At 73.9% G+C, this 25411-nt stretch carries 21 protein-coding genes; 7 read left to right on the top strand and 14 right to left on the bottom strand.

Annotated elements, in window-relative coordinates; all coding sequences use genetic code 11:
• Nucleotides 1-172: 172 nt before the first annotated feature.
• Genes ACH4OA_RS32220 through ACH4OA_RS32205 form a run of 4 tightly spaced genes read right to left on the bottom strand, consistent with a single transcriptional unit; the run spans nt 173 to nt 3313 of the window.
• The gene (locus tag ACH4OA_RS32220; RefSeq protein ID WP_397972889.1) at nt 173-349 is read right to left on the bottom strand and encodes a hypothetical protein; all 177 of its coding nucleotides are present in this window, start codon (nt 347-349) and stop codon (nt 173-175) included.
• Nucleotides 349-564 (bottom strand): hypothetical protein, encoded by a 216-nt coding sequence (locus ACH4OA_RS32215; protein ID WP_397972888.1) that lies wholly within the window; start codon nt 562-564, stop codon nt 349-351. Before ACH4OA_RS32215 ends, ACH4OA_RS32220 begins: the two co-directional genes overlap by 1 nt.
• Complete coding sequence (locus tag ACH4OA_RS32210; protein WP_397946351.1) at nt 561-1643, bottom strand: B12-binding domain-containing protein; 1083 nt, start codon at nt 1641-1643, stop codon at nt 561-563. The genes ACH4OA_RS32215 and ACH4OA_RS32210 overlap by 4 nt, the downstream gene beginning before the upstream one ends.
• A complete protein-coding gene (locus tag ACH4OA_RS32205) occupies nt 1640-3313 on the bottom strand; it encodes a PP2C family protein-serine/threonine phosphatase (protein WP_397972885.1) in 1674 nt (557 codons plus the stop codon). Before ACH4OA_RS32205 ends, ACH4OA_RS32210 begins: the two co-directional genes overlap by 4 nt.
• A 232-nt stretch (nt 3314-3545) precedes the next feature.
• Between ACH4OA_RS32205 and ACH4OA_RS32200 the strand changes: the two genes are divergently transcribed.
• The gene (locus ACH4OA_RS32200; RefSeq protein WP_365877978.1) at nt 3546-3875 is read left to right on the top strand and encodes an STAS domain-containing protein; all 330 of its coding nucleotides are present in this window, start codon (nt 3546-3548) and stop codon (nt 3873-3875) included.
• A gap of 33 nt (nt 3876-3908) precedes the next feature.
• Here ACH4OA_RS32200 and ACH4OA_RS32195 read toward each other — a convergent pair whose 3' ends face one another.
• From ACH4OA_RS32195 to ACH4OA_RS32170, 6 genes are all read right to left on the bottom strand, one after another.
• Nucleotides 3909-4310 carry an STAS domain-containing protein gene (locus ACH4OA_RS32195; RefSeq protein WP_365877976.1) on the bottom strand — a complete coding sequence of 134 codons (402 nt, stop codon included), beginning with the start codon at nt 4308-4310 and terminating at the stop codon, nt 3909-3911.
• A 197-nt stretch (nt 4311-4507) separates the two neighbouring features.
• Nucleotides 4508-6727: a SpoIIE family protein phosphatase gene (locus ACH4OA_RS32190; protein WP_397972883.1), complete on the bottom strand. Its 2220-nt coding sequence runs from the start codon at nt 6725-6727 to the stop codon at nt 4508-4510.
• Nucleotides 6728-6785: 58 nt separating this feature from the next.
• On the bottom strand, nt 6786-7742 hold the full coding sequence (locus ACH4OA_RS32185; protein WP_397935678.1) for an anti-sigma factor RsbA family regulatory protein: 957 nt from the start codon (nt 7740-7742) through the stop codon (nt 6786-6788).
• Nucleotides 7739-8611, bottom strand: coding sequence for an MEDS domain-containing protein (locus ACH4OA_RS32180; RefSeq protein ID WP_397972880.1), 873 nt, complete (start codon nt 8609-8611; stop codon nt 7739-7741). Before ACH4OA_RS32180 ends, ACH4OA_RS32185 begins: the two co-directional genes overlap by 4 nt.
• Before the next feature lie 118 nt (nt 8612-8729).
• Nucleotides 8730-9017, bottom strand: coding sequence for an STAS domain-containing protein (locus ACH4OA_RS32175; protein ID WP_365877968.1), 288 nt, complete (start codon nt 9015-9017; stop codon nt 8730-8732).
• On the bottom strand, nt 9017-12988 hold the full coding sequence (locus tag ACH4OA_RS32170) for a SpoIIE family protein phosphatase (RefSeq protein WP_397972897.1): 3972 nt from the start codon (nt 12986-12988) through the stop codon (nt 9017-9019). The genes ACH4OA_RS32175 and ACH4OA_RS32170 overlap by 1 nt, the downstream gene beginning before the upstream one ends.
• A gap of 446 nt (nt 12989-13434) precedes the next feature.
• Here ACH4OA_RS32170 and ACH4OA_RS32165 point away from each other — a divergent pair, with 446 nt between their 5' ends.
• The 4 genes from ACH4OA_RS32165 (at nt 13435) to ACH4OA_RS32150 (ending at nt 16615) form a co-directional block, all read left to right on the top strand.
• Nucleotides 13435-14748 carry a PP2C family protein-serine/threonine phosphatase gene (locus ACH4OA_RS32165; RefSeq protein ID WP_397972877.1) on the top strand — a complete coding sequence of 438 codons (1314 nt, stop codon included), beginning with the start codon at nt 13435-13437 and terminating at the stop codon, nt 14746-14748.
• Nucleotides 14745-15101: an STAS domain-containing protein gene (locus ACH4OA_RS32160; protein WP_365877964.1), complete on the top strand. Its 357-nt coding sequence runs from the start codon at nt 14745-14747 to the stop codon at nt 15099-15101. Before ACH4OA_RS32165 ends, ACH4OA_RS32160 begins: the two co-directional genes overlap by 4 nt.
• Before the next feature lie 231 nt (nt 15102-15332).
• Nucleotides 15333-15818, top strand: coding sequence for a ricin-type beta-trefoil lectin domain protein (locus ACH4OA_RS32155; RefSeq protein ID WP_397972875.1), 486 nt, complete (start codon nt 15333-15335; stop codon nt 15816-15818).
• 227 nt (nt 15819-16045) lie between these two features.
• On the top strand, nt 16046-16615 hold the full coding sequence (locus ACH4OA_RS32150; RefSeq protein WP_397935684.1) for a hypothetical protein: 570 nt from the start codon (nt 16046-16048) through the stop codon (nt 16613-16615).
• A gap of 278 nt (nt 16616-16893) precedes the next feature.
• Here the strand turns inward: ACH4OA_RS32150 and ACH4OA_RS32145 are convergent, their stop codons facing one another.
• On the bottom strand, nt 16894-18417 hold the full coding sequence (locus ACH4OA_RS32145; protein ID WP_397972894.1) for an alpha/beta hydrolase domain-containing protein: 1524 nt from the start codon (nt 18415-18417) through the stop codon (nt 16894-16896).
• Between the two features lie 330 nt (nt 18418-18747).
• Between ACH4OA_RS32145 and ACH4OA_RS32140 the strand changes: the two genes are divergently transcribed.
• On the top strand, nt 18748-19698 hold the full coding sequence (locus ACH4OA_RS32140) for an SDR family NAD(P)-dependent oxidoreductase (protein ID WP_397972873.1): 951 nt from the start codon (nt 18748-18750) through the stop codon (nt 19696-19698).
• Nucleotides 19699-19981: 283 nt separating this feature from the next.
• Here the strand turns inward: ACH4OA_RS32140 and ACH4OA_RS32135 are convergent, their stop codons facing one another.
• Nucleotides 19982-20944: a hypothetical protein gene (locus ACH4OA_RS32135; RefSeq protein ID WP_397972871.1), complete on the bottom strand. Its 963-nt coding sequence runs from the start codon at nt 20942-20944 to the stop codon at nt 19982-19984.
• 886 nt (nt 20945-21830) lie between these two features.
• Nucleotides 21831-22826: a polyphosphate kinase 2 gene (gene ppk2, locus ACH4OA_RS32130; RefSeq protein WP_397935688.1), complete on the bottom strand. Its 996-nt coding sequence runs from the start codon at nt 22824-22826 to the stop codon at nt 21831-21833.
• Nucleotides 22827-22965: 139 nt separating this feature from the next.
• Here ppk2 and ACH4OA_RS32125 point away from each other — a divergent pair, with 139 nt between their 5' ends.
• A complete protein-coding gene (locus ACH4OA_RS32125; RefSeq protein ID WP_397972869.1) occupies nt 22966-24594 on the top strand; it encodes an alkaline phosphatase D family protein in 1629 nt (542 codons plus the stop codon).
• A gap of 203 nt (nt 24595-24797) precedes the next feature.
• On the opposite strand, the gene ACH4OA_RS32120 is transcribed toward ACH4OA_RS32125, so the two are convergent.
• Entirely contained in the window at nt 24798-25304 is a 507-nt protein-coding gene (locus ACH4OA_RS32120; RefSeq protein WP_397972867.1) for a MarR family winged helix-turn-helix transcriptional regulator, read from the bottom strand.
• Nucleotides 25305-25411: the final 107 nt, after the last annotated feature.

Raw genomic sequence — 25411 nt, 5'->3', positions numbered from 1 at the left:
GGACCCCCATTCACACCCGCGCGGGATCAGGGGCGATTTCCGGGCACCCCTGGCCGAGAGCCGACCGCAGTGACGTCCGTCACATCTGTGAAGTAGCGGAATATTTCCTTCACGTGGCATCCCGCACCACTGGCACCAATCACATCACCCCGCACAGGAGTGGTGGCGTGCCTCAGGTGACGCCCGCCCCGGTGAGGCCGTCGCCCTCGCCCTGTGCGTGCTCGGCACGGTTCGGCGGGGCGGTGAGGTGGTGGAGCGTGTGGGTGAGTTCGAGCAGGCGCTGGAGGAAGTCCGGCCGGTTGTCGAGGTGCAGGGTCGCGCCGAGCGCACCGGCGTGGCGGTGGATCATCAGCAGGGCGGACAGCCCGGAGGAGTCGATCCACCCAGCTTCCCGGAGTCGAGACGGACATCTCGGGGCGGCGGCTGCTGGGCGTCCAGCTGGGCGGCCACGGTCTCGGCCAGGCCGTCGCTGGTGTGGTAGTCGAGTTCGCCGGCCATGTGCACGGTCAGCGTGGCGTGCTCGCGGTAGCTGGGGGCGCTGAATTCGGTGGGCGGGTTGGTCATGCGCAGAGGGGGGATCCGGGGACGGGGCTGATGGGGTGCCGGCGCAGGGCCGTGGCGCCCTCGCGGAGCAGGTGGACGGCGCGCGGATACTCACGCAGCTGCCCGGCCAGGATGTCCAGCCCCGCCAGGAGGGAGCGGGCGGGGACGTGCCGGGCGGTGAGGATGTCGGCGGTCCACGTCAGGAACGCGGTGAACAAGTCGGCGTCGTCGATGTAGAGCGAGGCGGCCAGGAAGTCGACGATGTGGGCGAGGTCCTCCACGGTGCGTTCGCGCTGGGCTTCGCTGTAACCGCGCAGCGGAGGGAAGCGGTCCTCCAGGACGCTCAGCGTCTGTTTGACGAGCTGGTGCCGGGACTGGACGACGAGGGTGTATTCCTGGTCGGCCAGGTGCGGCAGGTCGTCCACGGTCTGCCGGATCGCCGAGGGGTCCGGCCGCTTCAGCCCTTCGGCCAGGACGGCGAGGGCGCCGCGCGCGTCGGGCGCCCACCGGTCGGCGCCCAGGGCGTCGGCGTAGCGGCCGTCGGGACCGAAGGCGCGGCCGCCGGTCAGCACGGGGATGCCGACCGCCTGGCAGGCGGTGACGGCGATGTGGGCGGCCGGCAGATGCGTGGGGATCGAGCCGGACAGCAGGACGGCCTCGGGGTTGGTGCGGTGCAGGTGGGCGACCAGGTGCGGGGTGGGCGTCCGGGCGCCGAGGTAGTCGACCCGCCAGCCGTGCAGGGACAGCATCTCGGCGACGAGCCTGGCGGGGAAGGCGTGCCATTCGCCGTCGACGCAGCTGACGGTGACCCGGCCCCGGTACGGTGCGCCGCGCCCGTCGCGCCGGTGGGCGAGGGCGGCGATGATCCGCTCGTTGATGGCGGTGGCGGCGTGCTCCTGGGCCACGGTGATGCGGTCGGCGGCCCATTCGGCGCCGACCCTCTCCTGCACCGGTGCGATCACGTCGAGGAGCAGCCGCTCCTCGTCCACCCCGTCGGTCAGCGCCGCGTGGACGACCTGCATGGCCGCGTGTTCGTCCCCGTCGGCCACGGCCAGCCACAAGCGCTCGGCGCAATCGGCCGTCGCGCCGGCATGACTCACTGCTTCCTCCTGGTGTCCGGGCCGTCGGCGCGGCCGTTGACGAGGGTCAGCGGGCCGTACTTGGGGGCGCCGATGGCGACCGTGGCCATGTCGTCGTGCCGTTTGCCCGCCAGCCACTGGGCGGCCACCATCTGCACCCGCTCCACGACGGCCTCCGCCGGCAGACCCGCGCATTCGGCGAGGACGCGCTTGAGGCGGAGTTCACCGAAGAGTTCGTCGCCCAGCGGGCCGCCGCGGGCCTCGGTGATGCCGTCGGTGTACAGCAGGCACGTGTCGCCCGGGGCCAGCACCGCCGTCACCGTGTGTGCGGTGACGCTCGGCAGAGCGCCCACCAGGGTGCCGCGGGTGGCGGCTTCCTCGACCGTGCCGTCGGCGCGGACGATCAGGGGCGGCAGGTGTCCGGCACTGGTCAGCCGCAGCAGTGCCCGGCCGCCCCGGCGGCGGACGGAGGCGAGCACCAGGGTGGCGAACCGCGTGTGGCGGGACGACAGCAGCGCGCCGTTGAGCAGGTTGAGGACGTGCTGGTGGTCCCCGGCCAGCGGTTGCAGGGCGTGCAGCGTGTTGCGGATCTTGCCGGTGAGGACGGCCGCGTCCAGGCCCTTGCCGGCGACGTCGCCGAGTACGACCAGCGTCTCCGCGGACGGATCGGCGCCGGGGTGGACGTCGTAGAAGTCGCCGCCGACCCGTTCGTGGTCTTCCGCGGACCGGTAGCCGCCGGCGTAGTCCACGCCGTGCACGGTGGTCAGCGTCGGCGGGAGCAGGTCGTTCATCAGGGTGGCGGTGATGGTCGCCTGCTCGGCGTACAGGCGGGCCGCGGACAGGGCGGCGCCGGCCCGGGCGGCGAACAGGCGGGCGAAGACCTCCTCGCCCTCGCTGAAGGCGCAGTCGGTGCTGGAGCGCAGCAGAATCAGCGCGCCGGCCGGTACGCCGTGTCCGGGCAGCGGGGTGACGATCACCGAGCCGACCGGCCCGGCGAAGCCGTCCGGGATCACCCAGTCCGGAAGGCCGGCGGGGTCTATCCACCGGGCCGGTACCGGTGGGAAGCCCTGCAACGCCTCGCTCAGTCCCGGCACGTCCCGGACATCGATCTTCCGGGTGGTCTGGTCGACCGGACCACCCGGGCGGGCGTAGGTCACCAGATGGCGGCTGCCCCGGGGCGGGGCGACGAGCACCGCCGCTTCGGCGAGGTGCCGTGCGGCCATGGAGGCGGCCACTTCCATGCATCGCGGTACGTTCAGCGTGGACAGCAGCGCGTCGGAGACCTCCGCGAGGACGGCGGAGCGGGTCTGCGTGTCGTTCAGCGCGGTCTCGGCCAGCCTGCGGTCGGTGTCGTCGATGAGCCACCACACCACCTCCCCGTCCCCCGCCGAGGTGGGGTGCGCCTCGAAGAACCGGCCGTTGATGCGTCCGGTGAGGGGACCGGCCCCGGCGGTGCGCGGCAGGTCGTCGGACATCTGCCGGTGGGCGTCCGAGAGCCAGGAGGGCGCCCGCTCGTCGAGCCGGTCACCGCACTCGGCATCGTGCAGAAGCAGTCGGGCGGCCTCGTTGATCCGTACCAGGCCGCCGTGCCGGTCGACGACCAGCACCGGATAGGGGGCGTCGGCCCAGGTCGCGCCGATCGTCACGGCGGCGTCGGGGGGCCGGGCGGCAGAGCCGCGGGAAGCAGTCACAATTGGAAGGCACGCGTCGTGCGCACCTCACCACCTTCCTGACGCAGGAAAAAGATGTCGTCCGGCAACCGTCCCCCATCGGGCCCCCAGTTGCAACCCGCCCGGGAAAGCCATACGTAAACGCCATATTCGGCACGCCGGCGCGGGGTACCCTGGCCACCCGGCCCAGTGAAATGCCGCCGAGGTGTTCGCACCAGCGCGGTGAGTGGCCGGTGATACGAAAGGGACAGCGGTGCTACCCATCATCCGACGCACCGGCAACCGCGTCACCGTCGTCCTCCCCGAAGACTTCGACCTGCACTTCGCTCCCGCGCTGCGCGCCGTGGTGGACCGCATCATCGACGAAGGCTGCCGGGATCTGACGCTGGACGCTTCACAGACAGTTCATCTGGACTCCACCGGCCTGACCGCGCTCATCATCTGGTACCGACGCCTCACCGCGCTGGGTGGCGCCTCCGCCCTCACCGGCGTCAGCAGTGACATTCACCACCTGCTGACCCGCATGGGACTGGACACCGCCCTGACCGTCACCCCGCGCCCGGACAGCGACAGCCCGCTGTGACGTGCCCCCGGGCGGGGCGGCGGGCCGGGCGCATCAGGCGATTTCGGTACGCGTCCCGGGAGGCGCGGCGGGCCGGCCGACGGGGTGGGCACGGAGCCGACGCGCCTGGACGACGGCTTCTTCGAGCGTCGGCGTGATGCTGAAGACGGTGTCCAGGCCGAGGAGGGTCAGGCGCCGGAGCAGGTGTGCGTCGGGCACGGCCAGCACCAGCGCGCCGCCCGTGCCGGCGAGGCGTTGCCAGAAGGCCAGGAAGACCGTGATGCCGGTCGAATCGAGGCAGGTGACGGCGGAGGTGTCCAGGACGAGGTAGCGGCAGCCGCTGTCCAGCAGCGCCTCGCCCGCGGCCCGGACGCCGGCGCCGGTGTAGAGATCGACGGCATCGGGCAGGGCCACCACCGACAGGTTCGCGTCGTGTTCGATGAGCTGGAACGTCATCCGCCCTCCTTTCTCTTGCGACGCAACACCCTAGCGACGATGTCGGCGCCTGGGCCGAGGAAGGTCCTCGGCCCTGCGCATACCCGCTGTGCGACGGCAGGCACCGGAAGCGGTGAGCGCGTTTCCGGCGGCCGGTCCGCCCCGGTCGCCGAGGCCGGAAACCACCGGGCCGCGACTTGACGGCTTCGTGCGGCCGGTCAGTCCCGGTCCGGCGCCGGCTCGCCGGCGGTGATGATCAGTGCCGCCTGGTCGTCCTCCACGTCCCCCCCGTCCACGAAGCCGCGGACGTCCTCGGCGACCGCCCGGACGATGTCCGCCGCGGCCGACCGGAGCGGCGCGGAGGCCAGGGCCTTGGCCAGGCGCGCGTCGCCGTACTGTCCGGCGGTGCCGGTCCGGCATTCGGTGATCCCGTCCGTGTAGAGGAACAGGCTCTCGCCGGGACGCAGGGCGAGGCGGCGGCAGGCGAGCCGCGGCGGGATGCCGATGCCGAGCAGACCGCCGGGCGCCTCGACCGTCTCCACCGCGTGGTCGGCGGCCAGCAGCAGGGGCGGCGTATGGCCGGCCCGGACGAGGTGGACCGCGACTGCGTCGGCCGCGGGCGTGAGGTGGCCGTAGACGAGGGTCACGAAACCGTTGTTCTGGTGTGCGTTGCGGTCGTTCAGCGCCTTGTCCACGGCCTTGACGACGTCGACGGGGTCGTCGAGCAGCGGGGCGACGGCGCGGGCGGTGTGCCGGACCAGCGCGGTCGTGGTCGCGGCCTTGGCGCCACGGCCGCACACGTCCCCGAGGATGAACGCCCAGCTTCCGTCACCGCGCGGGAAGACGTCGTAGAAGTCGCCGCCGATCTCCAGTCCCTCGCCGGCCGGGTGGTAGAACGCGGCGAGCCGGGCGCCGGGGATGTCGGGCAGTTCGGGGAGGAGCAGCCCGGTCTGGAGGTCGCGGGCCAGGGACGCGCGCTGCTCGTACTGGCGCGCGCTGCGGGCGGCCGAGGAGGCCCGGCGGGCGAGTTCCTCCGCCAGGGCGATGCGGTGGCCGTCGAAGGAGTGCCCGTCCGTGGACAGCAGGGTCAGGGCGCCGAAGGGCCGCCCGCGGTCCAGGAGGGGGACGCAGGCGTAACCGGTGACGCCGAGGTCCTGCCAGGGCCCGGGGCCGGTCGGGGTGCGGCGGGCCACCTCGGTCAAGCCGTAGGCCAGGACGCGGGCGACCGGGTCGGCTTCGCCGTCGCGGGCGGGGACGTGGGCGGCGAGCAGCCGGTGGGCTTCCTCGGTCGGGGCGGCGGCCGCGATGCGCCGCACGCCTCCGGCGTCCAGGATGTCGACCGCGGCCAGGGGCGCCAGCGCCGGGCAGGACAGCCCGACGAGACGCTGGTACGTCTCCGTCTCGTCCAGCCGGCCGGCCAGGGCGGTACTGGCGGTCAGCAGGAAGGCGAGGTCGTCGCGGGCCGCCTTCTCCCGCGCGTCGGCGGCCAGCCGGGCCTGCTCCGCCTGATGCCGTTCGATGGCGAGGGCGGCCGTGTCGGCGAAGACGCGGGCCAGGGCCAGGTCGGTGTCCTGCGGCGCGCGCGGCGCGCGGTGGTACATCGCGAACGTGCCCAGCAGCCGGCCGTCGCGGGCGAGGATCGGTGTGGACCAGCACGCGGCGAGCCGCGCCTGACCGGCCAGGTCGCGGAAGTCGTCCCACAGCGGATCGGCGGCGATGTCGCTGACGATCACGGTGCGGCGCCGGTGGGCGGCGGTGCCGCAGGAGCCGACGCCCTCGCCCGTGGCGATGCCGTCGATGGCCCGGTTGTAGAAGCCGGGCAGGCTGGGGGCCGCGCCGTGGCGCAGGTGCCGGCCGTCCTCGTCGGCCAGCAGGACGGAGACGATGACGTCGGGGGACAGTTCCTCGATCGCCCGGCACATGCCGTCCAGCACGTCCGGCAGGGCCGCCTGGCGGGCGATCTGCTCCAGCAGCGCGCGCTGCTCGGCGGCCAGCCGCCGGGCCTGCTTGACCTGCGTGGTCTCCACGCCGATCATCCGTACGCCGATGACGTTGCCGTCGGTGTCGCGCCGGGCCTCGTAGGTGAAGTCGAAGTACGCCTCACGGGCTTCCTCGCCGACGCCGATGACGACCCGGGCGTCGCGGCCCACGTGGCGCTCCCCCGACCGGTACACCTGGTCCAGCAGCCCGATGAAGCCCTGGCCCGCCAGCTCGGGCATCAGTTCGCCCAGAGGCAGACCGGTGCGCTCCCGGCGTCCGCCGCCGATGGCGGCGAAGAAGGCCGGGTTCGCGGCCTCCAGTACGTGCGCGGGTCCCGCCATGGACGCGAACAGCGCGGGTGAGGTCCCGAACAGCAGCGCCAGGTTCTCGTCCTCCTCGCGCCCGGCCCGGGACCGGTGGATCCGGCTCGTCGGCCACTGCTCGCGCTCGGCCGTCATCTCGCCCCCTCACCGGAGGGCGCCTCGCGCAGGGCGGCCGTCCCGCCGGGCCCTCCGCTCATGCCAGCGTCACCTGCAAACGCACGATCAAGCCGGACGACGGTGTGCGGACCTCCACCAGGTCGCAGAGCTGGTGCATCATCCATACGCCCCGGCCGCCGGCCGGGGACAGCGGATCGGGACGGCGCCGGCCCACGAGCGGATCCGTGAGCCGCCCGCGGTCGCGAATCTCGGCCACGACGGCGTCGGCCGTGCGCCACAGCCGCAGGGTGCCGTGTCCGCCGCCGTGGCGCACCGAGTTGCCGGTGGCCTCGTTGACGGCGAGCAGCCAGTCCGTGTGGCGGCGCGGTGACAGGCCCGCGTCCTGGGCCCACTTCCCGGCGGTGTCGCGCACGGCTGAGAGGTCCCGCTCCTGGAAGTGCAGGACGAGGGGGTCCGCGGGTTCGGGCAGGGGCGCGTCGCAGTCCTGGCAGACGGCGTGCGGGTCCGTGTAGCCCGGGCTGGGCCGGACGTCGCCGGGACGGGTGATCACGGGGTGCGTACGGTGGGCCAGGGCGAGCACCTGTTCGGGCAGGGCGGTGTCGTAGGGACACACGAGCGTGGCGGGCCGGTCGGCGAAAGCCAGGTTGGTCAGCGCCTCGTGGCGGGTGGCCTCGCGCGCCTCGGCGGGTGTGCGTCCCACCCAGATCGTCTCCCCGACGATGACCGGGAACCGGTCCGCGTGCCGGTCGGCGAACTCGTGGAGCAGCGACAGCACGCGCCCCGGGTTGCGTCCGGCCTGCCGCATGTCGGTCCAGGTGCAGTCCCCGGCCTCCGCTCCGAGGGTCTCCCTGAGGGACGTCAGGCGGTCACCGGGTACGGCCACCAGCACGGGGCGCCCGCGGGCCGCCTCGGTACGGATGAGGCCCCCGACCTCCCTCAGATAGTCCTCTTGCGTGGTGTAGAAGAGCGCGGGGTGGTGGAAGGCCCTGCCCTCTTCGGCGGCTCCGGGGACAGGACGGGTGTACGTGGTCACCGGCCGGCCACCTCCAGGCCCTCGCCCAGTTCGGGGAAGAGTTCCAGCATGCGGTGGAGAGCGGGCGGAGCTCCCTGGAGTCGCACGGGTGAGGCCGGCGGCCGGCGGCGCGACGCGGCGGCGATGCCGGCCAGCGCCGCGATGCCGAGGTGGTCGAGGACCGACAGGTCGAGGGTGACGGACCCGGCCGGCGACGCGGCGAGCGCGTCCGCCGCCGAGGCCGCGACCCGGCGGGACTCGTAGCCCGCCGATCCGGTCACCCGGAAGCCGGGACAGTCCTTCAGGGGGGTGACCGTCAGCCCCGGTGTGCCGTCGTACGCGGCCGTACCGGAGCGGGACAGGTGTGCTCCCGCCAGCACGCGCAGGTCGTCGCGGGGCAGCAGGCGCCGGTCGTAGAAGCACCAGGCCGTCAGCGGGAGCCGTGCGAACACCTCGTGGTGGATGCGCAGTTCGTACTCCAGCAGGCGTTCGGCACCCGGTATGTCCCGGGCGCCCCAGGACATCTCGCCGATCGCCCGCAGACCGCGGAACCCCTGTGCGGCGGCGGTGTCCACGGCCTCCTGCCACAGTCCCGTCATCGCGTCGGGATCGAACCGGGCCCCGGCCAGATACGTCTCGTCCGCCGTGGCCACGACGAGCTGTCCGCGCCGGCCGGCGTCCTCGGCGTCCAGGCCGTGGTCGGCGAGCGTGCGCGCCACCAGGCCGGGGTCGGTGACGTCGGCGAAGTACCGCACCTGCTCACCGCGGTCGAAGCCCGCCCGGACGAAGGCGACGAGATGCTCCGCCCATTCGTCGTGGCCGGAGTACTCCACGGCCACATGCCGGTCCGCCGCGGCTGCGCCGGTCGCGGCGGGGGGTGTGCCGTGCATCGGGTCTCTTTCCTCGTGCGGCCGGACCGAACGATCATGCAAAGTCAGAACATGCTATCGAATGTCGGGGTCGATGCGGAGAGGCCCCCGCCCACGGACACGTTCCCCTCCGGCCTCGCTACAACCCGTGGACCGTCGTGAGGCCGGTCAGCCCCGAGATCTCCAGTACGGGGGCGAGCAGCGGCGTGGCCACGAGCTCGACCCGGTCGGCGCGGGCGAACAGGACGTTGAGGCCGGCGCTGTCCAGGTAGCCGACGCCGGTGAGGTCGAGGACGACCGGGCCGTGCGTGGTGTCCAGGGCCTCGCAGAGGGCGTCGGTGTTGGTCATGTCGATCTCGCCGACGGCGGTCAGCAGCGCGGTACCGTCGGCCCGTCGGCCCGGGGTCAGGGTGAGCGGGGTGGTCATCACGCGATCCTCGTGTGCATCTGGACAGTGGTGCCGGCGGCGCCGGAGGTGACGGTGACGTGCTGCATCATGGCTTTCATCAAGGTCATGCCGCGGCCGCGGTGGGCGTTGGCCTCGGGTTGCGGGGTCTTCCACTGTCCGGTGTCGGCGATGACCAGGCGCAGGTCGTCCACGGACGCCTCGGCCCGCAGCCGTACGGGCTCGCCCGGGGCGTGGCGATGGCCGTGCTCGATGGCGTTGGCGCAGGCCTCACCGACCGCGACCAGGACGTTCTGCGCGGTCTGCGGGGGAAGCTGGCACCGTTCGAGCCAGTTGCGCAGGGCCTGGCGGACCGGTGCGAGCTGCGAGGACTCGGCGGGGAAGGTCATCTCCAGCGGCGCGGGGTGCCGGTACAGGAGCAGGGCGACGTCGTCGTCGTAGCCGTTCTCCGGGGCCAGCCGCGTCATGACCTGGGTGGCGAGATCGTCGACGGCCGCGTCCCGGCCGTCCTGGACGGCTTCGCCGGCCTGGTGGATGCCCGCGCTCAACGGGCGCCGCCGGCGCTCGACGAGACCGTCGGTGTACAGCAGCAGCGTGGCACGCGCCGGGATCGTGCACTCCCCCTCGGGACGCGTCCTGCCGGGCCGCACCGCCAGCGGCAGGGACCGTCCGTCCTCCAGCAGGCGGGTGGTGCCGTCGTGCTGGGCGAGGATGCCCGGCGGGTGTCCGGCGCTGGAGTAGCTCAACCGGCCGGTCTCCGGGTCGAGGACGCCGCAGAAGACGGTGGTGCACAGCGCGCCGGGGATGCCGGCGGCGAAGCGGTCCAGGGCCATGAGGGTCTGGGCGGGGCTGGCGTCCTGGAGCAGCAGGGCGCGGCAGGCGCTGCGCAGCTGCCCCATGACGGTGGCCGCTTCCAGTCCCCGGCCGACGCAGTCACCGACGACGATGCCGATCCGTCCGTCGGGCAGCGCCACGGTGTCGTACCAGTCTCCGCCGACTTCCAGGGGCTGGGTGGCCGGTTCGTAGCGGACGGCGAAGCCGTCGGGGAGGTGGGAGGGGCCGAGGATGGCGCGTTGCAGGGCGATGGCCGTCTCGCGCTGCTGGTCGATCTGGTGCACGCGGACCAGGCCCTGGGCCAGGTGCCCGGCCAGCAGCGACAGCAGGAGCTGGTCCTCGTCGGTGAAGGGCCGGCTGGAGCCCAGGTCCACCCACAGCGCCATGGGGCCGTCGGGGTGCTCCACGGTGATGCCGGCACTGGTGTGGTCGGTGACCGGGGTCAGCAGCGGGCACTCGCGCAGGGCGCTGAGCGCCTCGCGGCGGTCGGCGGGCAGCTGCCGCCAGTCCAGCGCGGGCTCCGTGGCGGTCAGGGCCGGCTCCTCGTGGTGGCCGAAGACCACGGCGAGCACGCGCCGGGCCCGCCACAGGTCCTTCAGCTCGGCCAGGGCGCCGGTCAGGGCCTCGGGCAGGCTGGTGGCCTGGGAGACACGCAGACTGAGCGCCGCCAGCGCGCTCTCGCGCTGGATGGCGTAGTGCTCGGCGGTGACGTCCCGGAGGGTGCCGACGACCACGCGGCGCCCGGTGTCCGGGTCCTGGGCCTGGTTGAAGGCGACGTCGACCCAGAGCCGGTGCCCGTCGCGATGGGTGACGGGGATCGTGTAGCGGCCGTGTCCGTTCGCCACCAGTTCGCCGAAGGCGCGGGCGACCTGCTCGTGGCCCTCGGGGTCGCTGCCGGCCGTCGGCCACCAGGGGTGGATCGGCTCGTAGGGCAGCGCGTCGGGGCCGTAGCCGAGGATGTCGGTGAACGCCGCGTTGATCTCGACGACCGCGCCGTCCTCGTCGCAGACGAAGAACGCCTCCTGCAGCGAGTCGATCAGTGCGGTGCGCCAGCGGGCGTGATGGGTGCGCAGGCGGGACAGCTCCACGTTGGCCCGGACCCGGGCCAGCAGTTCGGCTGCCGCGAAGGGCTTGACGAGGTAGTCGTCGGCGCCGGCCTGGAGGCCCTCGATGGAGGCTTCCTGCCCGGCCCGCGCGGACAGCAGCAGCACGGGCACCGCGGCGGTGCGCGGGTCGGCGCGCAACTCCCTGACCAGGGACAGTCCGTCCAGCCGGGGCATCATGACGTCGCTGACCATCAGGTCGGGAGCGTCCGCGCGGACCGCCCACAGGGCCTCGTGCCCGTCGGTGACCGCCTCCACGTGGTAACCGGCGCCGCGCAGGATACGGGTGAGGTACTCCCGCATGTCGGCGTTGTCGTCCGCGATCAGCACCCGCGCCGGCACCGCGGGACCCGAGGTGTAGGCGGTGTCGCTGGCCACCGGCGCCACGGGGGTTCCCGGGCCGGAGGTGTCCGCGGGAAGCCAGCGCAGCGCCTCCAGGACGTACGGCTCGGCGGTGGCCGAGGGGGCGGCGATGGAGGCGGCCGGCGCCAGGGCGTCGGCCGGCAGGTGCTCGGTGCCGAAGGGCAGGCGGACCGTGAAGCGGGTGCCCCGGCCCAGCGTGCTGTCCGCGGTGATCGTGCCACCGTGCAGGCCGACGAGCTCCCTGACCAGGGCGAGGCCGATGCCGCTGCCCTCGTTGGAGCGCGAGCGGGCGGTCTCGATGCGGTGGAAACGCTCGAAGAGCCTGGGCATCTCCTCGGCCGGCACGCCGATGCCCGTGTCGGCGACCGTGACCACGGCCCGGCCGTCCTCGGCCCGGACCGACACGCGGATGGAGCCCTCGAAGGTGAACTTCAGCGCGTTGCTGAGCAGGTTGAGGACCACCTTCTCCCACATGCCCCGGTCGATGTGCACCGGCTCCTCCAGCGCGGGGCAGTCGACCTCGAAGCCGAGGCCGGCCTTGTCCACCGCCGAGCGGAAGACGCTGGCCAGCTCGGCGGTGACCGCGGCGAGGTCGACGGGCTCGTACCTGGCCCGCATCCGTCCCGCCTCGATGCGGGAGAAGTCCAGCAGGCTGTTGACGAGTTTGCCCAGCCGCAGACTGTTGCGGTGGATGGCCTCGAGTTCGTCACGCACCCGAGGATCGCCCCCGTCGAACTGCGTCCTCAGTTCCTCCACCGGCCCCATGATCAGCGTGAGCGGGGTGCGGAACTCGTGGCTGATGTTGGAGAAGAAGGTGGTCTTCGCCCGGTCCAGCTCCGCCAGCTCCTCGGCCCGCCGCTGCTGGGCCTGGTAGCTGCGCGCGCTGGAGACACCCGCCGCGATGTGTCCGGCGACCAGTTCGACGAAGCCGCGGTAGCCCGCGTCCAGCGGGCGGTAGCGGTTGAGTCCGGCCACCAGGAACCCGTAGGGGGCGCTGCCCTGTTGCAGCAGGGGCACGGCCAGCGCCCGGGCGGGCGGCTCGGGCCACGGCCCGGCGGGCAGCCCGGTGTAGGGGGCCCCGTCGAGGTCGATCACGGCGGACTCCCCGCCGACCAGGGCGGCGGCCGGCCACACGTCCTCGGTACCGGCCGGCAGGAGGGCCGGGGCCGCGGAGTGCCCCGCGGCCAGCCCGGTGGCTTCCGCCAGTCGCGCGGTGCCGTCGGGCTGGAAGAGGTACGTCAGCGTGAACGGCAGGTCACGCGGGTTGTGGCGGAGCTGCTGCCCGGTGAAGGCCAGCATCTCCTCTTCGGTCCGCACGACGCTCGGGTCGGAACCCAGGTCCCGCAGCGTCGCCATCCGCCGCTCGCCGATGATCCGCTCGGTCTCCTCGCTCACCACGCAGAGCATCCCGACCACCGCGCCGGAGTCGTCCCGCAGCGGGCTGTACGAGAACGTGTGGTACGACTCCTCGGGGTAGCCCGAGCGCTCCACGAACAGCAGCAGCGCCTCGTCCCAGGTGGCCTCGCCGGTGGTCAGCACGGCGTCGACACGCGGGCCGATGTCGTCCCAGATCTCCGCCCACACCTCGTTCGCCGGGCGGCCCAGCGCCCAGGGGTACTTCTGCCCCAGGGTGTCCCGGCGGTAGGCGGCGTTGCAGAAGAACGTCAGATCGGGTCCCCAGGCCATCCACATGGGAAACCGCGACGACAGCAGGATGCTGACCGCGGTCTGCAGGCTCTGCGGCCAGGCTTCGGGCGGCCCGAGCGGGGTCACGGCCCAGTCCACCGCGGCAAGATCCTCGCCGACCTCCGCGTCGGCGGCGAACACGTCGGCCGCCACGGGCGACGGCCGCTGTCCGGCATCTACGGAATCCGCCACAGCACACCCTTTCCTAGACGCCATTCAGCCTAACCACCGGGCCGGCCGCGCCGTCGGCCGACCCGCCCCCCGCGTCCGGCACGATGCGGTGTTCCCTCGCAGGTCGCCGGCGCGGAAACGCCCGCCGGGGACGATCTTCCGCTTGGTAGGGTGACCGTCCTGTCCCCGCGAAGCGGATCACTTCGTAGGATAGGCCCACCATTCGGGGCACCCGGCACCCGGCTGGTGACGACGACCACTCACGCGGGAGGCCGCAGGCCATGACTTCGAGTGCGCCGGCACGCGTCCTCGCCCCGGCACCGGACGAGGACAGACGCACCACGGCCGGCAAGCACCCCGTCCCGGGCATCCCGTCCGGCCGCGCTCTCGGCCGGATCGCCTCCCTCGCGGCCCGGATCTTCGACGCCCCGATGGCCGGCGTCGTCATCGTGGACGGTGACCAGGCCAGGCTCATCGCGTCCCACGGCCTGGCCGAGGACACCGAGACGGCCGGCCTGCCGGGGCTGCCGGCCTCCGCCGTCCCGCAGGGCGAACCGTACGTGGTCACCGATGCCGCCGCCGATCCGCGTACGGCGGACCACCCCCTGGTCCGCGGCGGCCTCGCCGTCCGGTTCTACGCCGCCGCGCCGATCACCACCGCCGACGGGAAGCACCTGGGCGCGGTCAGCGTGCTGGACACCCGCCCTCGTCGGCCCGCCGACGACCAGCTCGACGCCCTGCGGGACCTGGCGGCGCTGGTCATGGAAGAACTCGACCTGCGGCTGTCCGCCCTGCACACGGTCGCCGCCGAACGCGCGCGGCGCGCGGACGCCGAGCGCCTGGCCCGCACCCTGCAGCGGACCCTCCTGCCCCCTGCCCTGCCCACGGTGCCCGGCCTGCACGCGGCCGCCGCCTACCACACCGCCTCCCCGGACGAGGTCGGCGGCGATTTCTACGACCTGTTCCCGCTGAACGACGGCCGCTGGGGGCTGTTCATCGGCGATGTGTGCGGCAAGGGCGCCGCCGCCGCGGCCCTCACCTCGCTCACCCGCTACACGCTGCGCGCCGCCGCCATCTACGACCCCAGCCCGTGCGCGGTGCTGAGCAACCTGGACACGGTACTCAAGGGAGAGCAGCAGGGCGGCGCTCCGCGGCACTGCACCGCTCTCTTCGGGATCCTGGAACCGGTCGCCGGCGGTTCCTTCGCCGTCACGCTGGCCGGCGGCGGCCATCCCCCGGCCCTCGCCCTCCGTGCGGACGGGACCGTGGAGCCGGTCGCCACGACCGGCGGGCAGCTCATCGGCCTGTTGCACGAGCCGCGTTTCGTCCAGACCACCACCCGTCTCGATCCGGGCGAGTCCCTGCTGCTGTACACCGACGGCCTCGTCGAGGCGCGCACACCCGAGGGTGACATGCTCGGGCAGGAGCGGCTCGCCCGGCATCTCGCGGCCGCCGGCGCGCCGTCGGCCGACCACGTGCTGCACACTGTGGACGGTCTCCTCGGCAGTCTGGGCCCGGGAGTCGGCGACGACACGGCCCTGCTCGCCCTGTCCGTACCCGTACCGCCTGCACCACCCCTTCAGGAGAACCGGTGACCGAGCCCACCCTGACCGTCGTCCAGCAGCTCCACGAGGCCGGCCCCGTCCTGCTCCAGGTGGCCGGCGAACTCGACCACCACACCGCGCCCCGGCTCACCCGGGCGCTGGAGAGCGCTCCCCTCGCCCCGGGCACGCCCCTGGTGATCGATCTTTCCGGGGTCGAGTACTGCGACTCCACGGGCATCACCGTGCTCGTGACCGCGTACCACCGCTGCCAGGCCGCCGGCTGTCCCTTCAGCCTGACCGGGCTCAGCGACGACCTCGCCCGCGTCTTCCGCACCGTGGGCCTCGACCAGGTGTTCACCTTCCATCCCACTGTCGACGACGCCCTCGCGGCGTGGGGTCACTGAGCGCGGCCCGCACGTCCGGTCCGGCCCGCCGGCTTCCGGACGGCTGACGACCGCCGGGGCCCCGCCTCGGGAGCCGCGCCCGCGTCTCGGGGAATCAGGTGACGCGGGCGACGCATACGACGCCTGGGATGAGGGGAACCTCTCAGGACCCGCGCTCACCCGGATCCCCCGACCCGGAACAGCACCGCGTCCCGGCCGCTGCGGATCCGCCGACGTGAAGGGTTCCACCTCATGGCCCATGTGCTGCGCAAGCTGTTGATACCCGGCCTTCTCGCGCTGACGTCCTCCGCCCTGCCGGCGGTCGCCGTGGCGGCCCCCGCGCCTCCCGGCACGCTCCCGGCCGTCGGCAAGATGTGTCTGGAGTCCAACTACCCGAGCACCTACATCGTGTCCGTCAAGGGCTGCAACTCCTCCGTCGCCGGCCAGCACTGGGCCCTCAACGGCGAAGCGCTCTACCAGACGCAGTACCCCAACATGTGCCTGGAGTCCAACTACCCCAGCACCTACATCGTGTCCGTCAAGGGCTGCAACTCCTCCGTCGCCGGCCAGCACTGGGCCCTCAACGGCGAAGCGCTCTACCAGACGCAGTACCCCAACATGTGCCTGGAGTCCAACTACCCCAGCACCTACATCGTGTCCGTCAAGGGCTGCAACTCCTCCGTCGCCGGCCAGCACTGGACCGTTCAGGGACAGCAGATCAGCGAGACCCTCTTCTGAGCCACGGCTCGGTTCCCACGAGCACCACCAGCGGGGCGGTCCCGGCCGCGCGTGGCGGGGCTGCCGTCGGCCGGCCGGAGGCACGGGAAGCCCGCCCGGCCGGCCGGCGGCGCGGGACGCTCGTTCGGCTCAGCCGTGCTGGCAGAGCCGGGCGGGCTCGGTGAGGCTGGGGTGTACTCGGCATCCTTGTCGACCGGCCCCGTTCCCCCTCCTGATGGAGCTCCGCCATGCCCGAACGCAGCACTCTCATCCGCAGCCTGCACGACCTGGGCCTGGCCGCCTGGTTCGGCGGTTCCCTGATGGGCGCCGTCGGCCTCAACGGCGCCGCCCGGGACGAAGGCGGACCGGAAACGGCCAAGGACCGGATCTCCGCGTCCGGCTGGGCGAAATGGACGCCGGTCAACGCCGTCGCGATCGGCGCGCACCTGTTCGGCGGCGGCGGGCTGCTCGCCGTGAACGCGCACCGTGTCGCCACCCAGCAGGGCGTGGCCGCGTCCACCGCGGCCAAGGCCGCCGTCACCGGCGCGGCCCTGGCCGCCACCGCCTACGCCCGCGTCCTGGGCAAGAAGGTCGAGCTGGCCTCCTCCTCCGACCCCGCCGACGCGGAGGAGGCGCGGCAGCATCCCGTCGATCTGGACAAGGCACGGCGGCAGTTGGCCTGCGTGCAGTGGGCGGTCCCGGCACTGACCGGCTGCCTGGTGGTCCTCAACGCCCTGCACGGCGAACAACAGCGCCCGGTCGAGCAGGTCCCCGGCATGTGGGAGCGGGCCCGCTCCGCCACCCACCTCTGGTCGTAGGCGTTCACCGGAACCCGTCGACGCCACGGCCGGTGAAGCCGGAGCCGGCCCGTCGCGTACGAGGCGCTGCCACGGCCGGAGTTGACGACCGCGGTGGCGCCGTCGACGGCCCGCGGGCGCGAGGTGCTGCCAGGTGCCAGGGCCCTCCGGGCCCGGTCGGCTTCAACGCCCCGCGCGCACGAGGCGGTGCCGTCCGGGTCGGCGGTGTCCGATCCGCCGGTCACGGCCCCGCGCCGCGGTGGTCCCGGGCGTGGGGCCGTGGCCGGACGGCCGGTGGGTCAGCCGCCGATGCCGGAGTCCCGCGCGGCCGCGACGATCGCCGTCGCGTCCTCCGGCAGCAGGTACCCGGCGTCGACGGACGCCTGCGCGGCCGTGCTCACCTTGCCCACGTAGTCGGCGTGGGTCGGGTAGAGCCGGCTGAGCACCGGTTCGGCGGTGACCGGGAAGGACGGGTCGGACGGGTCGCCGTCGTGGTGCCGGTCCCAGGCGTCGGCGTCGCCGTTCCACGGGTCACGGGCGCCGTACAGGCCGCAGAAGACACCGCTGCCGGTGGTGTCGCGCAGACCGGTGAGCGTCCGGGTGGGCACCGTGACGTCCGGCAGGCGGACCCCGCCGGTGGCCAGCCCGGTGGCCGGGTCGCGCAGCACGGTGCTCAGCGGCCGGCCGCTCGGCGGCCGGGCACCGCCCCGCGCCCAGCCGGCCAGGTGGCGCAGCGCCGCGTTCATCGCCCAGTGGCCGGGCCCGTCGTTGAAGGGCGCCGAACCGGCGGCGCAGTCCGGTGACGGCGCGGCCTGGCCCGCCGACTTCCGCACGGTCGACTCGCCGAGGTCGAAGGCCCACTGGTCGCCGTGCGCGGTGCCGGCCAGCTCCCAGTGCACGACGCTGTCGGTGTCCGGCTGCCGCGCGGTCGCGGCGCCCGGCACGTCGGTCTCGGTGAGCACGACGAACGTCGGCACCGGCAGATCGGTCCGGATCCGGGACGGGTTCGGCATCAGCAGGGTGTCGCCGAGCACGCCGCTGATCGGCGCCGCGACCGCGCTGTTGCTGTGCACCATGAAGCCGTCGTAGACCCGGGACACCGGCTGGACGGCGTTGACGTACGTCGTCATGAAGCCCGCCGACTGCGACTCGCCGTCGGCCAGCAGCGTCCGGACCGGGAGCCCGCCGAGCGGGTCGGGCCCGTCCGGGGTGCGCAGCGCCTGGCCGGCCTGGGAGAAGATGTCGTAGGCGAAGGCGTCACCGGGGTGGACCAGGCTGCCGTACCGTGCCGGGTCCCAGCCTTTCAGGCCCTTGATCTCGCCCAGCCCGCCGTTGACGCCGACGGCCTGTGCCGAGACGCCGACCCAGGCATAGCCCTGGCGCAGCAGTTCGTCCCGCTCGAACCAGTAGTCCGGGGAGAGGTCGAGCTGGCCGCTGACGTTGAGCCACTCCACGACCACCGTGCCGTTGAACTTCGCCGGGTCGGCGGGGCGGCGCACCAGCAGGCGGCTCTTGTAGGCGGCGGTGCCGGACGCGCGGACGTTCCACCGGCCGTCCGGGGTCCACAGGCCGGACTTGGCGTACGACGTGGCGGTGCCCGAGAAGAAGTACTCGCTCTCGGTGTAGCCGAAGGAGCCGAGGTCCTCCGCCGCGGCGAGGAAGGGGAAGCCGTGACTGCCGGCGGGCGGGACGGTGACCGCGGGGCTCGCGGCCACGCCGGGCAAGGCCGCGGCCGGGGTGGCCTGCGGGGTGCCGAGGAGGCCGCAGAACAGCACTCCCAGCGCGGTGGCGGTGAGGAACCGCCGTAATGGTCGGGCAAGCATGCGCACGGGTTGCCTCCGTGAATGCGCGTCCCAATGGGTCGACCGCAGTCTCGGTGAACCGCGGCGGGCGGCCATCGGTGGATCCACCGGTGTCCCGCTCGTGGTGGCCGTGGCAGCCCGACGGTCTCCCGCGTCGCTGGTGCCCGGCCGGGCCGGGCAGCGGTCCCGGGCGTCCCGCCCCGTCCGGCCCGGCGGCGGTTCCCGTGCGGGGGTGTCGGACATCCGTCGGCGGTGGGCGTGATCTGTCGGCCGTCTGTCGGCGCGGGTTGCGACCTTGGACGGGTTGGTGCTCGTCACGAGCACACTGCCCAGAGCAAGGAGCCCGTCATCGTGTCTTCCGCATCCCCGAACCGGCCGTGGGACGTGCACCGGCTGCCGTCTGCCGAGGGCAGCACCTTCCTGGTCACCGGGGGCAACGCCGGGATCGGCTACTTCGCCGCGGAGCAGCTCGCCGCCACCGGCGCCGTCGTCGTACTCGGCAGCCGGGACCGTGCGAGGGCCGACGCCGCCCTGGCCTCGATCCGCGCGCGGGTCCCCGGCGCACGGGTGCGGCACCTTCGTCTGGACCTCGCCGACCTGTCGTCCCTGAAGACCGCCGTGGACAGCCTGGACCTCGGTCGTCTCGACGCGGTGGTCCACAACGCGGGGGTCGCGCTCGACGACCCGCCGCGCCGGGAGACCGGGGACGGCCACGAGCTGATGTTCGGCACCAACCACCTCGGCCACTTCGCGCTGACCCGGTGGCTGGCCCCGCTGCTGTCCGCGGCGCCGGCGGGCCGCGTCGTGACGGTGGGGAGTTTCGCGGCCCGGTCCGAGCGGCTCGACTTCGGCGATCTGCAGTCGGCCCGGGACTACCGGCCCAAGCGCGCCTACGGCCGGTCGAAGCTGGCGCAGATGAGCTTCGGCTTCGAACTCGACCGCCGCCTGCGTGCCGCGGGCAGCACGGTGCTCAGTGTGGTGGCCCACCCCGGCGGCGCGCTGGACTCCCTCACCCCGTCCCGCCCGCCGGTAGCCGTGACCGCCCCCGGCGAACGGCTGCGCGCCCTGCCCGCCGCGCTGGTGGTGCAGGGCAAGGACGCCGGGGCATGGCCCATCGTCCGTGCCGTCCTCGACCCCGGGGTGCGCGGCGGGCAGCTGTGGGGGCCGCGGGTCTTCGGCCTGCGGGGCAGGCCGCGGTGTGAGCCCGTGCCCGCGCACATGGCCGATCCGGCCGTCGCCGCTCGTCTGTGGGACGCCAGCCGGGAACTGGCCGGTACCGACCCGCAGCTCGGCTTCCGGTAGACGCGGCGCCGCGCCCCGGGCGGTCGTCCGAGGCGCGGCACCGCACCCGGGCGGCCGTCCGGTGGCGGTCTGGCCCGCGGCCGGGCCGGGAGATACAGCGGACGGCGCCGGCCGGGCGGTCGTCCGCGGCGCGCGTGCAAGGCGGAGCTGCCCCAGGGGAGCGCCCCGGCCCGGCAGTCGTCCGCCGCGCGGGAGACTGAGCGGCCCCACGGAAAGCGCCCCGGCCCGGGGTCGTCCGCGGCGCTCGCTGGTCGGAGCTGCCCCAGGGAAGCCGCCCTCGGCCTCACCGGGCGCCCGGCATCAGTTCCACCCGGATGTCGTCGCCGATGTCGATCACGTACGTCGTACCGGTGGCCGGTGTCCAGCCCAGCGGCAGCAGGTAGTACCGGCCGTCCCGTTCGATGAGCCGCCGCAGACCGGTGTAGCGGTAGCGGAAGTGAGCGCCCTTGCCGAGGTCTTCGACGTGTATGCCCGGGCCCGCGAGGCTCAGGCGTTCGGTGGTGAGCAGGACGACGGCGGTCCGGCGCACGATGTCGCGGCCCGTCAGGTCCGCTTCGGCCACCCCCAGGTCGTTGGCGGCCAGAGTCACCGCCCACATGGCCAGCAGACCGGTCACCGACGTGGCCGCCGTCCTGCCCGGGGCACGGGGGGCACGGCCGTCCGGACCGCCGGTGGTGCGCCGGTGCGCGAGGGCGAGGCCCAGCGCCAGGGCGAGCGCCGCCGCCCAGCCGTAGGGGTGGGTCCACCGCCACAGGGCGAGGGTGGCCAGGCCGGCGGGCATCAGCAGCAGGTCGGCGTGGCGGGCCCGGGCTCCGGTGCGGCGCAGGAGCCGGGCGACGGGCTCGGGCCAGGGCAGACCGGTCACGAGGCCGGGACGGAGGACCGCGTAGGCCGTGACGGTGACGGCCATGAGGAGGGGTCTGCGCACCAAGTTCAGTGCCTGCACGGCCAGTTCGGGAAAGCCGATGCCGAGGGCGAAGAGGTCGAGCCGGAAGTAGTGGTAGAAGGCGGTCAGGTAGACCGCGCCGAGGTAGAACATGACGGCGGTGATGAGGGACGCCTGCGCGGCCACCGTGGCGAGGAGCGCGGTCGTGGAGCGCTCGGCCGGTGCGGAGGCCTCCGCAGCGGGGCGGAGGCCGGTCCGGCGGGCCGCGGCGGCACGGGCACGCCGGGTCGGCCCGAGGCGGACGCGGGAGGGACGGAGGACACCGGCGCGTAGGTGACGCCTCGTCGGACGACGGGTCATCGGCCCTGCGTGCCGTCCCTTCCGTCCGTGCCCGGGATCTCGCCGGAGCCGGGGCAGGGCGGATTCGACAGGCCCGGTGCCGGCGAGCCCGGTGAGCTGCCGGAAGGCGCGGGGGCGGGGCTGCCCGGCCCGGACGGCCCGGGGGACACGCCGGTCACGGAAGGGCAGCCGGGTGACGGCGTGCCGATTCCGCCGTCGGCGGACCCGCCTCCGGTGTCACCGCCGCCGCCGTCGCCGCCACCGGTGGGGTCCAAGGCGCCTCCGCCGGAGTCGGCCTCCTGCCCGCCGGCGCTCGGGGGCGGCGGGACGGGAGGCACGGGGTCGCCGCCGTACGACGGGGCGGCCGTCGCACCGCCCGCCGAGGAGTCACCGGGCCGGTCACCCGTCCGTCCGCCGGAACCGTGGCCGGCCCCTCCGCCGGGAGAGCCGGACTGCCCCGTACCACGGTGGTCGCTCCTGCCGGAAGGCTCACCCGTCCGGCTGTGGGCGCCCGCGTCCGGGCCGTCGCTCGACGGCGGCGCGGAGTACGGGGTGCCGGCGGGCCCCGGGACGGGGTGCGAGGTACTGCTGTCCGTGTGACCGCAGGCCACGAGTACCAGCAAGGCCGCGCACACCGCCGCCCCGCGCCCGGCATGCCGTCCCGTCGATCCCGCCATGGGCCATCCCCCCGACTTGTGAGGATAGAGCCGGGCGCCGCCGGCGTCCCGTGCGAGACCGGCCATCTTCCGGGCGCCGCGGCACCGCAGCGGCGGTGCTCCGGTGTCCGGGCAACCACGCCGGTCCGGCGCTGTCGGCACCCAGCCGGGCTCCACGCCGGCCAGGGGTGCGACCGCGACCGGCTGAAACAGCGTCCGCGTTCCCGCCGCCGCGCACGGGGGCCGGTCCGTCAGTCCGGGTCGGGGTGGTTGCCGGGCTCGCCGCCCGGGCCGGCCAGCGGTGTCGGTGACAGGGTCGCGGGCTCCTCGCCCGGTTCGAGCAGGGTCTCGGCCGCACCGACGATCAGCGGGTCGGGGGTGCCGACCGCCTCATGGTCCTTGGCCGGATAGTCGAAGCGGCCGAGGAGACTGCGCATCGCCTCCAGCCGGCCCCGGCGCTTGTCGTTGTTCTTCACGACCGTCCAGGGGGCGTGCGGGGTGTCGGTGGCCCGGAACATGTCGACCTTGGCCCTGGTGTAGTCGTCCCAGCGGTCGAGCGAGGCCAGATCGGTGGGCGAGAGCTTCCACCGGCGCACCGGATCGACCTGGCGGATCGCGAACCGGGTGCGCTGCTCGGCCCGGGACACCGAGAACCAGAACTTCACCAGCAGGATGCCGTCGTCGGTGAGCAGGTGCTCGAAACTCGGCGCCTGCCGGAGGAACTGCCGGTACTCGTCCTCCGTGCAGAACCCCATGACCCGTTCGACGCCCGCGCGGTTGTACCAGGAACGGTCGAAGAAGACGATCTCGCCGCGCGCCGGCAGGTGGGTCACGTACCGCTGGAAGTACCACTGGCCCGCCTCGCGCTCGGTCGGCTTCGCCAGCGCCACCACGCGGGCCCCGCGGGGGTTGAGCCGCTCGGTGAAACGCTTGATGGTGCCGCCCTTGCCGGCCGCGTCCCGCCCCTCGCAGACCACGACGACCCGCTGCCCGGTCTCCTTCACCCAGCGCTGGAACTTCAGCAGTTCTATCTGCAGGATCCGCTTCGTCCGGTCGTACTCGCGCCGCCCGATCCTGCGGTCGTAGGGGTAATTCTCCCGCCAGGTCTCGATCGGCCGGCCGCCGGAGTCCAGGAGCACCGGCCGCTCCGGCTGCCGGTCGTCCACCTCCAGCCCCCGCAGCAGATCGTCCTCCCGCACCGTGTCCCGGGTCTCCCGTGTGGTGGTCGCCTGCTCGTGCTCGGCCACGACACCGCCTTTCCGCCTCGCCGTTCGCCGGGGCCGCCCCCCGGTCCCCTCCCACGTGCCCACACGGGGGTCACCCGAACGCCTGTACCGTCGCTACGGTCGTTTCTTTCCGTACCGTGCGAGACAGGAAGGCGGTCACGTGGCCGAACTGCGCCTGGGACCACTGCTGAGGTACACCGACGGTTCGTGCGCGACCGTGTGGGTCGAGACGGACGCGCCGTGCACGGCGCGGGTGCGCTGCTCGGACGGCGCGGGCGGCGCGGCCCCCACCTTCCGGGTGGCCGGGCACCACTACGCGCTCGTCACGGTCACCGGGCTGCGACCGGGCACCTCGCCGTCGTACGAGGTGTTCCTGGACGACGCGCCCGTGTGGCCGCTGCCCGACTCCCGTTTCCCGCCCTCCGTCCTACGGTCCCCCGGCGCCGGGGACGCCGTCCGGGTCACCTTCGGATCGTGCCGCTGGGCCGCTCCCCCGGCCGACGGCAAGGACCCGGTCGGCCCCGACGCCCTCGACACCCTCGCCAAGCGGCTGGCGGCCGACCCCGACGGGCACCGCCCCGACGTCCTGCTGCTCCTGGGAGACCAGGTCTACGCCGACGAGGTCTCCGAGGACACCCGGCGCCGGCTGGCCCGCCGCCGTGACCTCGACAAGTCGCCCGGCAGTCAGGTCGCCGACTACGAGGAGTACTGCCACCTCTACCACGAGTCCTGGCTCGACCCGGAGATCCGCTGGCTGCTGTCGACCGTGCCCAGCTTCATGATCTTCGACGACCACGACATCGTGGACGACTGGAACACCTCCGCCGCCTGGCTCGCCGACATGCGCTCCACCGACTGGTGGCAGAAGCGGCTGATCAGCGGCCTGATGTCCTACTGGGTCCACCAGCACCTGGGCAACCTCTCCCCGGCCGAACTCGCCGCCGACCCGGCCTGGGCCGCCGTGCGCGCCACGCCGGACGGTACGGACGCCCTGCGGGCCCTGGCCGAACAGGCCGACGCCGAGCCCGCCTCGGTCCGCTTCAGCTACCGGCGGGACTTCGGCCGGGTCCGGGTGGTGATGGTCGACTCCCGGGCCGCGCGCGTCCTGGACGAGCACCACCGCGCCATGCTCGACCCGGGTGAGGCCGGCTGGCTGCGCGAGCAGGTCCTCGCCGACGAGGGGGCGTACGACCACCTGCTGATCGGCACCTCCCTGCCCTGGCTGCTGCCGCACCTGGTGCACGACGCCGAGAGCTGGGACGCGGCCCTGTGCGCCGGGGAACGCGGCGAGCGCTGGGCCCGCTTCGGGGAGTGGCTGCGCCGCGGCGCCGACCTGGAGCACTGGGCGGCCTTTCCCCGGTCCTTCGCCGGCCTCGCCCGCCTGATCGGCGAAGCCGCGGCCGCGCCGGGCGCCCCGGCGAGCGTGTGCGTGCTGTCCGGAGACGTGCACCACGGCTACATCGCGCGGGCCTCCTGGCCGTCCGGCGGCCCGGACATCCCGGTCGTCCAGCTCACCTGCTCCCCCGTGCACAACTCCGTGCCCCTGACGATGCGGATCGGCTTCCGCTTCGGCTGGAGCACGCCGGCCCGCCTCCTGGGGCGGCTCCTGGCCCGGCACGGCCGCTGCCCCCGGCCGCCGGTGAGGTGGCGCAAGCAGGGCGGGCCGTGGTTCGGCAACCAGCTCATGACCCTCACCCTGCACGGCCGTTCGGCCCGCCTGCGGCTGGAGCGCAGCAGGACCGACGAGACGCTGCGGACCGTGCACGAGACCGTCCTGACCGCCGGGTAGCACGGCAGGCAGCGGGCGGCCTACGGCACGAGGGCCGCGCCTCCACGCGCGCCGCGGGCGGAGTCTTCGTCTCCCGTCCGCGGCCCGCACGGACGGCCGGCTAGCCGTCCTCCCCGTGCTCCGGGACGCGGCCGACTGCCCGCCCCTCTCCGTGCTCCGGGACGCGGCCGGCTGCCCGTCAGCGCCGTGGTGCCGGGCGGCGGCTACGCTCCCGGGTCCGAGGATGCCGTGCAGGCGGAGTCCGCCGGGGCCGTGGCCCGGGAGGACCGGCCGCGTGCCACGTGCAGGGTGAGCAGGGCCTCGGTCAGGGCGGCGGCGGAGGGCTCGTCCAGCGGGGCGAGGAAGTCGCGTTCCACGCGTTCCCGGGCCTCTTCCGCCTCCTCCAGGCAGATCCGGCCGGCCGGTGTGAGCGTCACCACGTTCCGGCGCCGGTCGCGGTCGCTGCGGTGGCGCTCCACGTACCCCTTGGCCTCCAGCGAGTCGACGACGGCGACCATCGTGGTGCGGTCGACCCCGATCAGGGCGGCGATCTCCAGCTGGGACGGCTGCTCCGGCGAGGCGGCGATCACCGCCAGGACGCCCAGTTCCCGCGGGATGAGACGGAAAGGCGCGAGTGCCGCGTCCAGTTCCGCGGCCAGCGCCACATAGGCGTGCTTCAGGAGGAATCCCAGCCGGCGGGAGAGCGCGTCCGGGAGGGCCTCGTCGTTCATGCGGACAGCGTACACTTCCCTGATCGTCAGCCCTACGGACGATCCGCGTAAATGATCGACCATTGCTCCATTCGGGCTACCGCTGACGGGACACCCGGTACGGCGAG

The organism is Streptomyces sp. NPDC017095 (assembly GCF_044332325.1).
GTDB lineage: Bacteria > Actinomycetota > Actinomycetes > Streptomycetales > Streptomycetaceae > Streptomyces.
The sequence above is the reverse complement of the archived record's forward strand: the minus strand, read 5'-3'. Positions and strand labels throughout refer to the sequence as shown.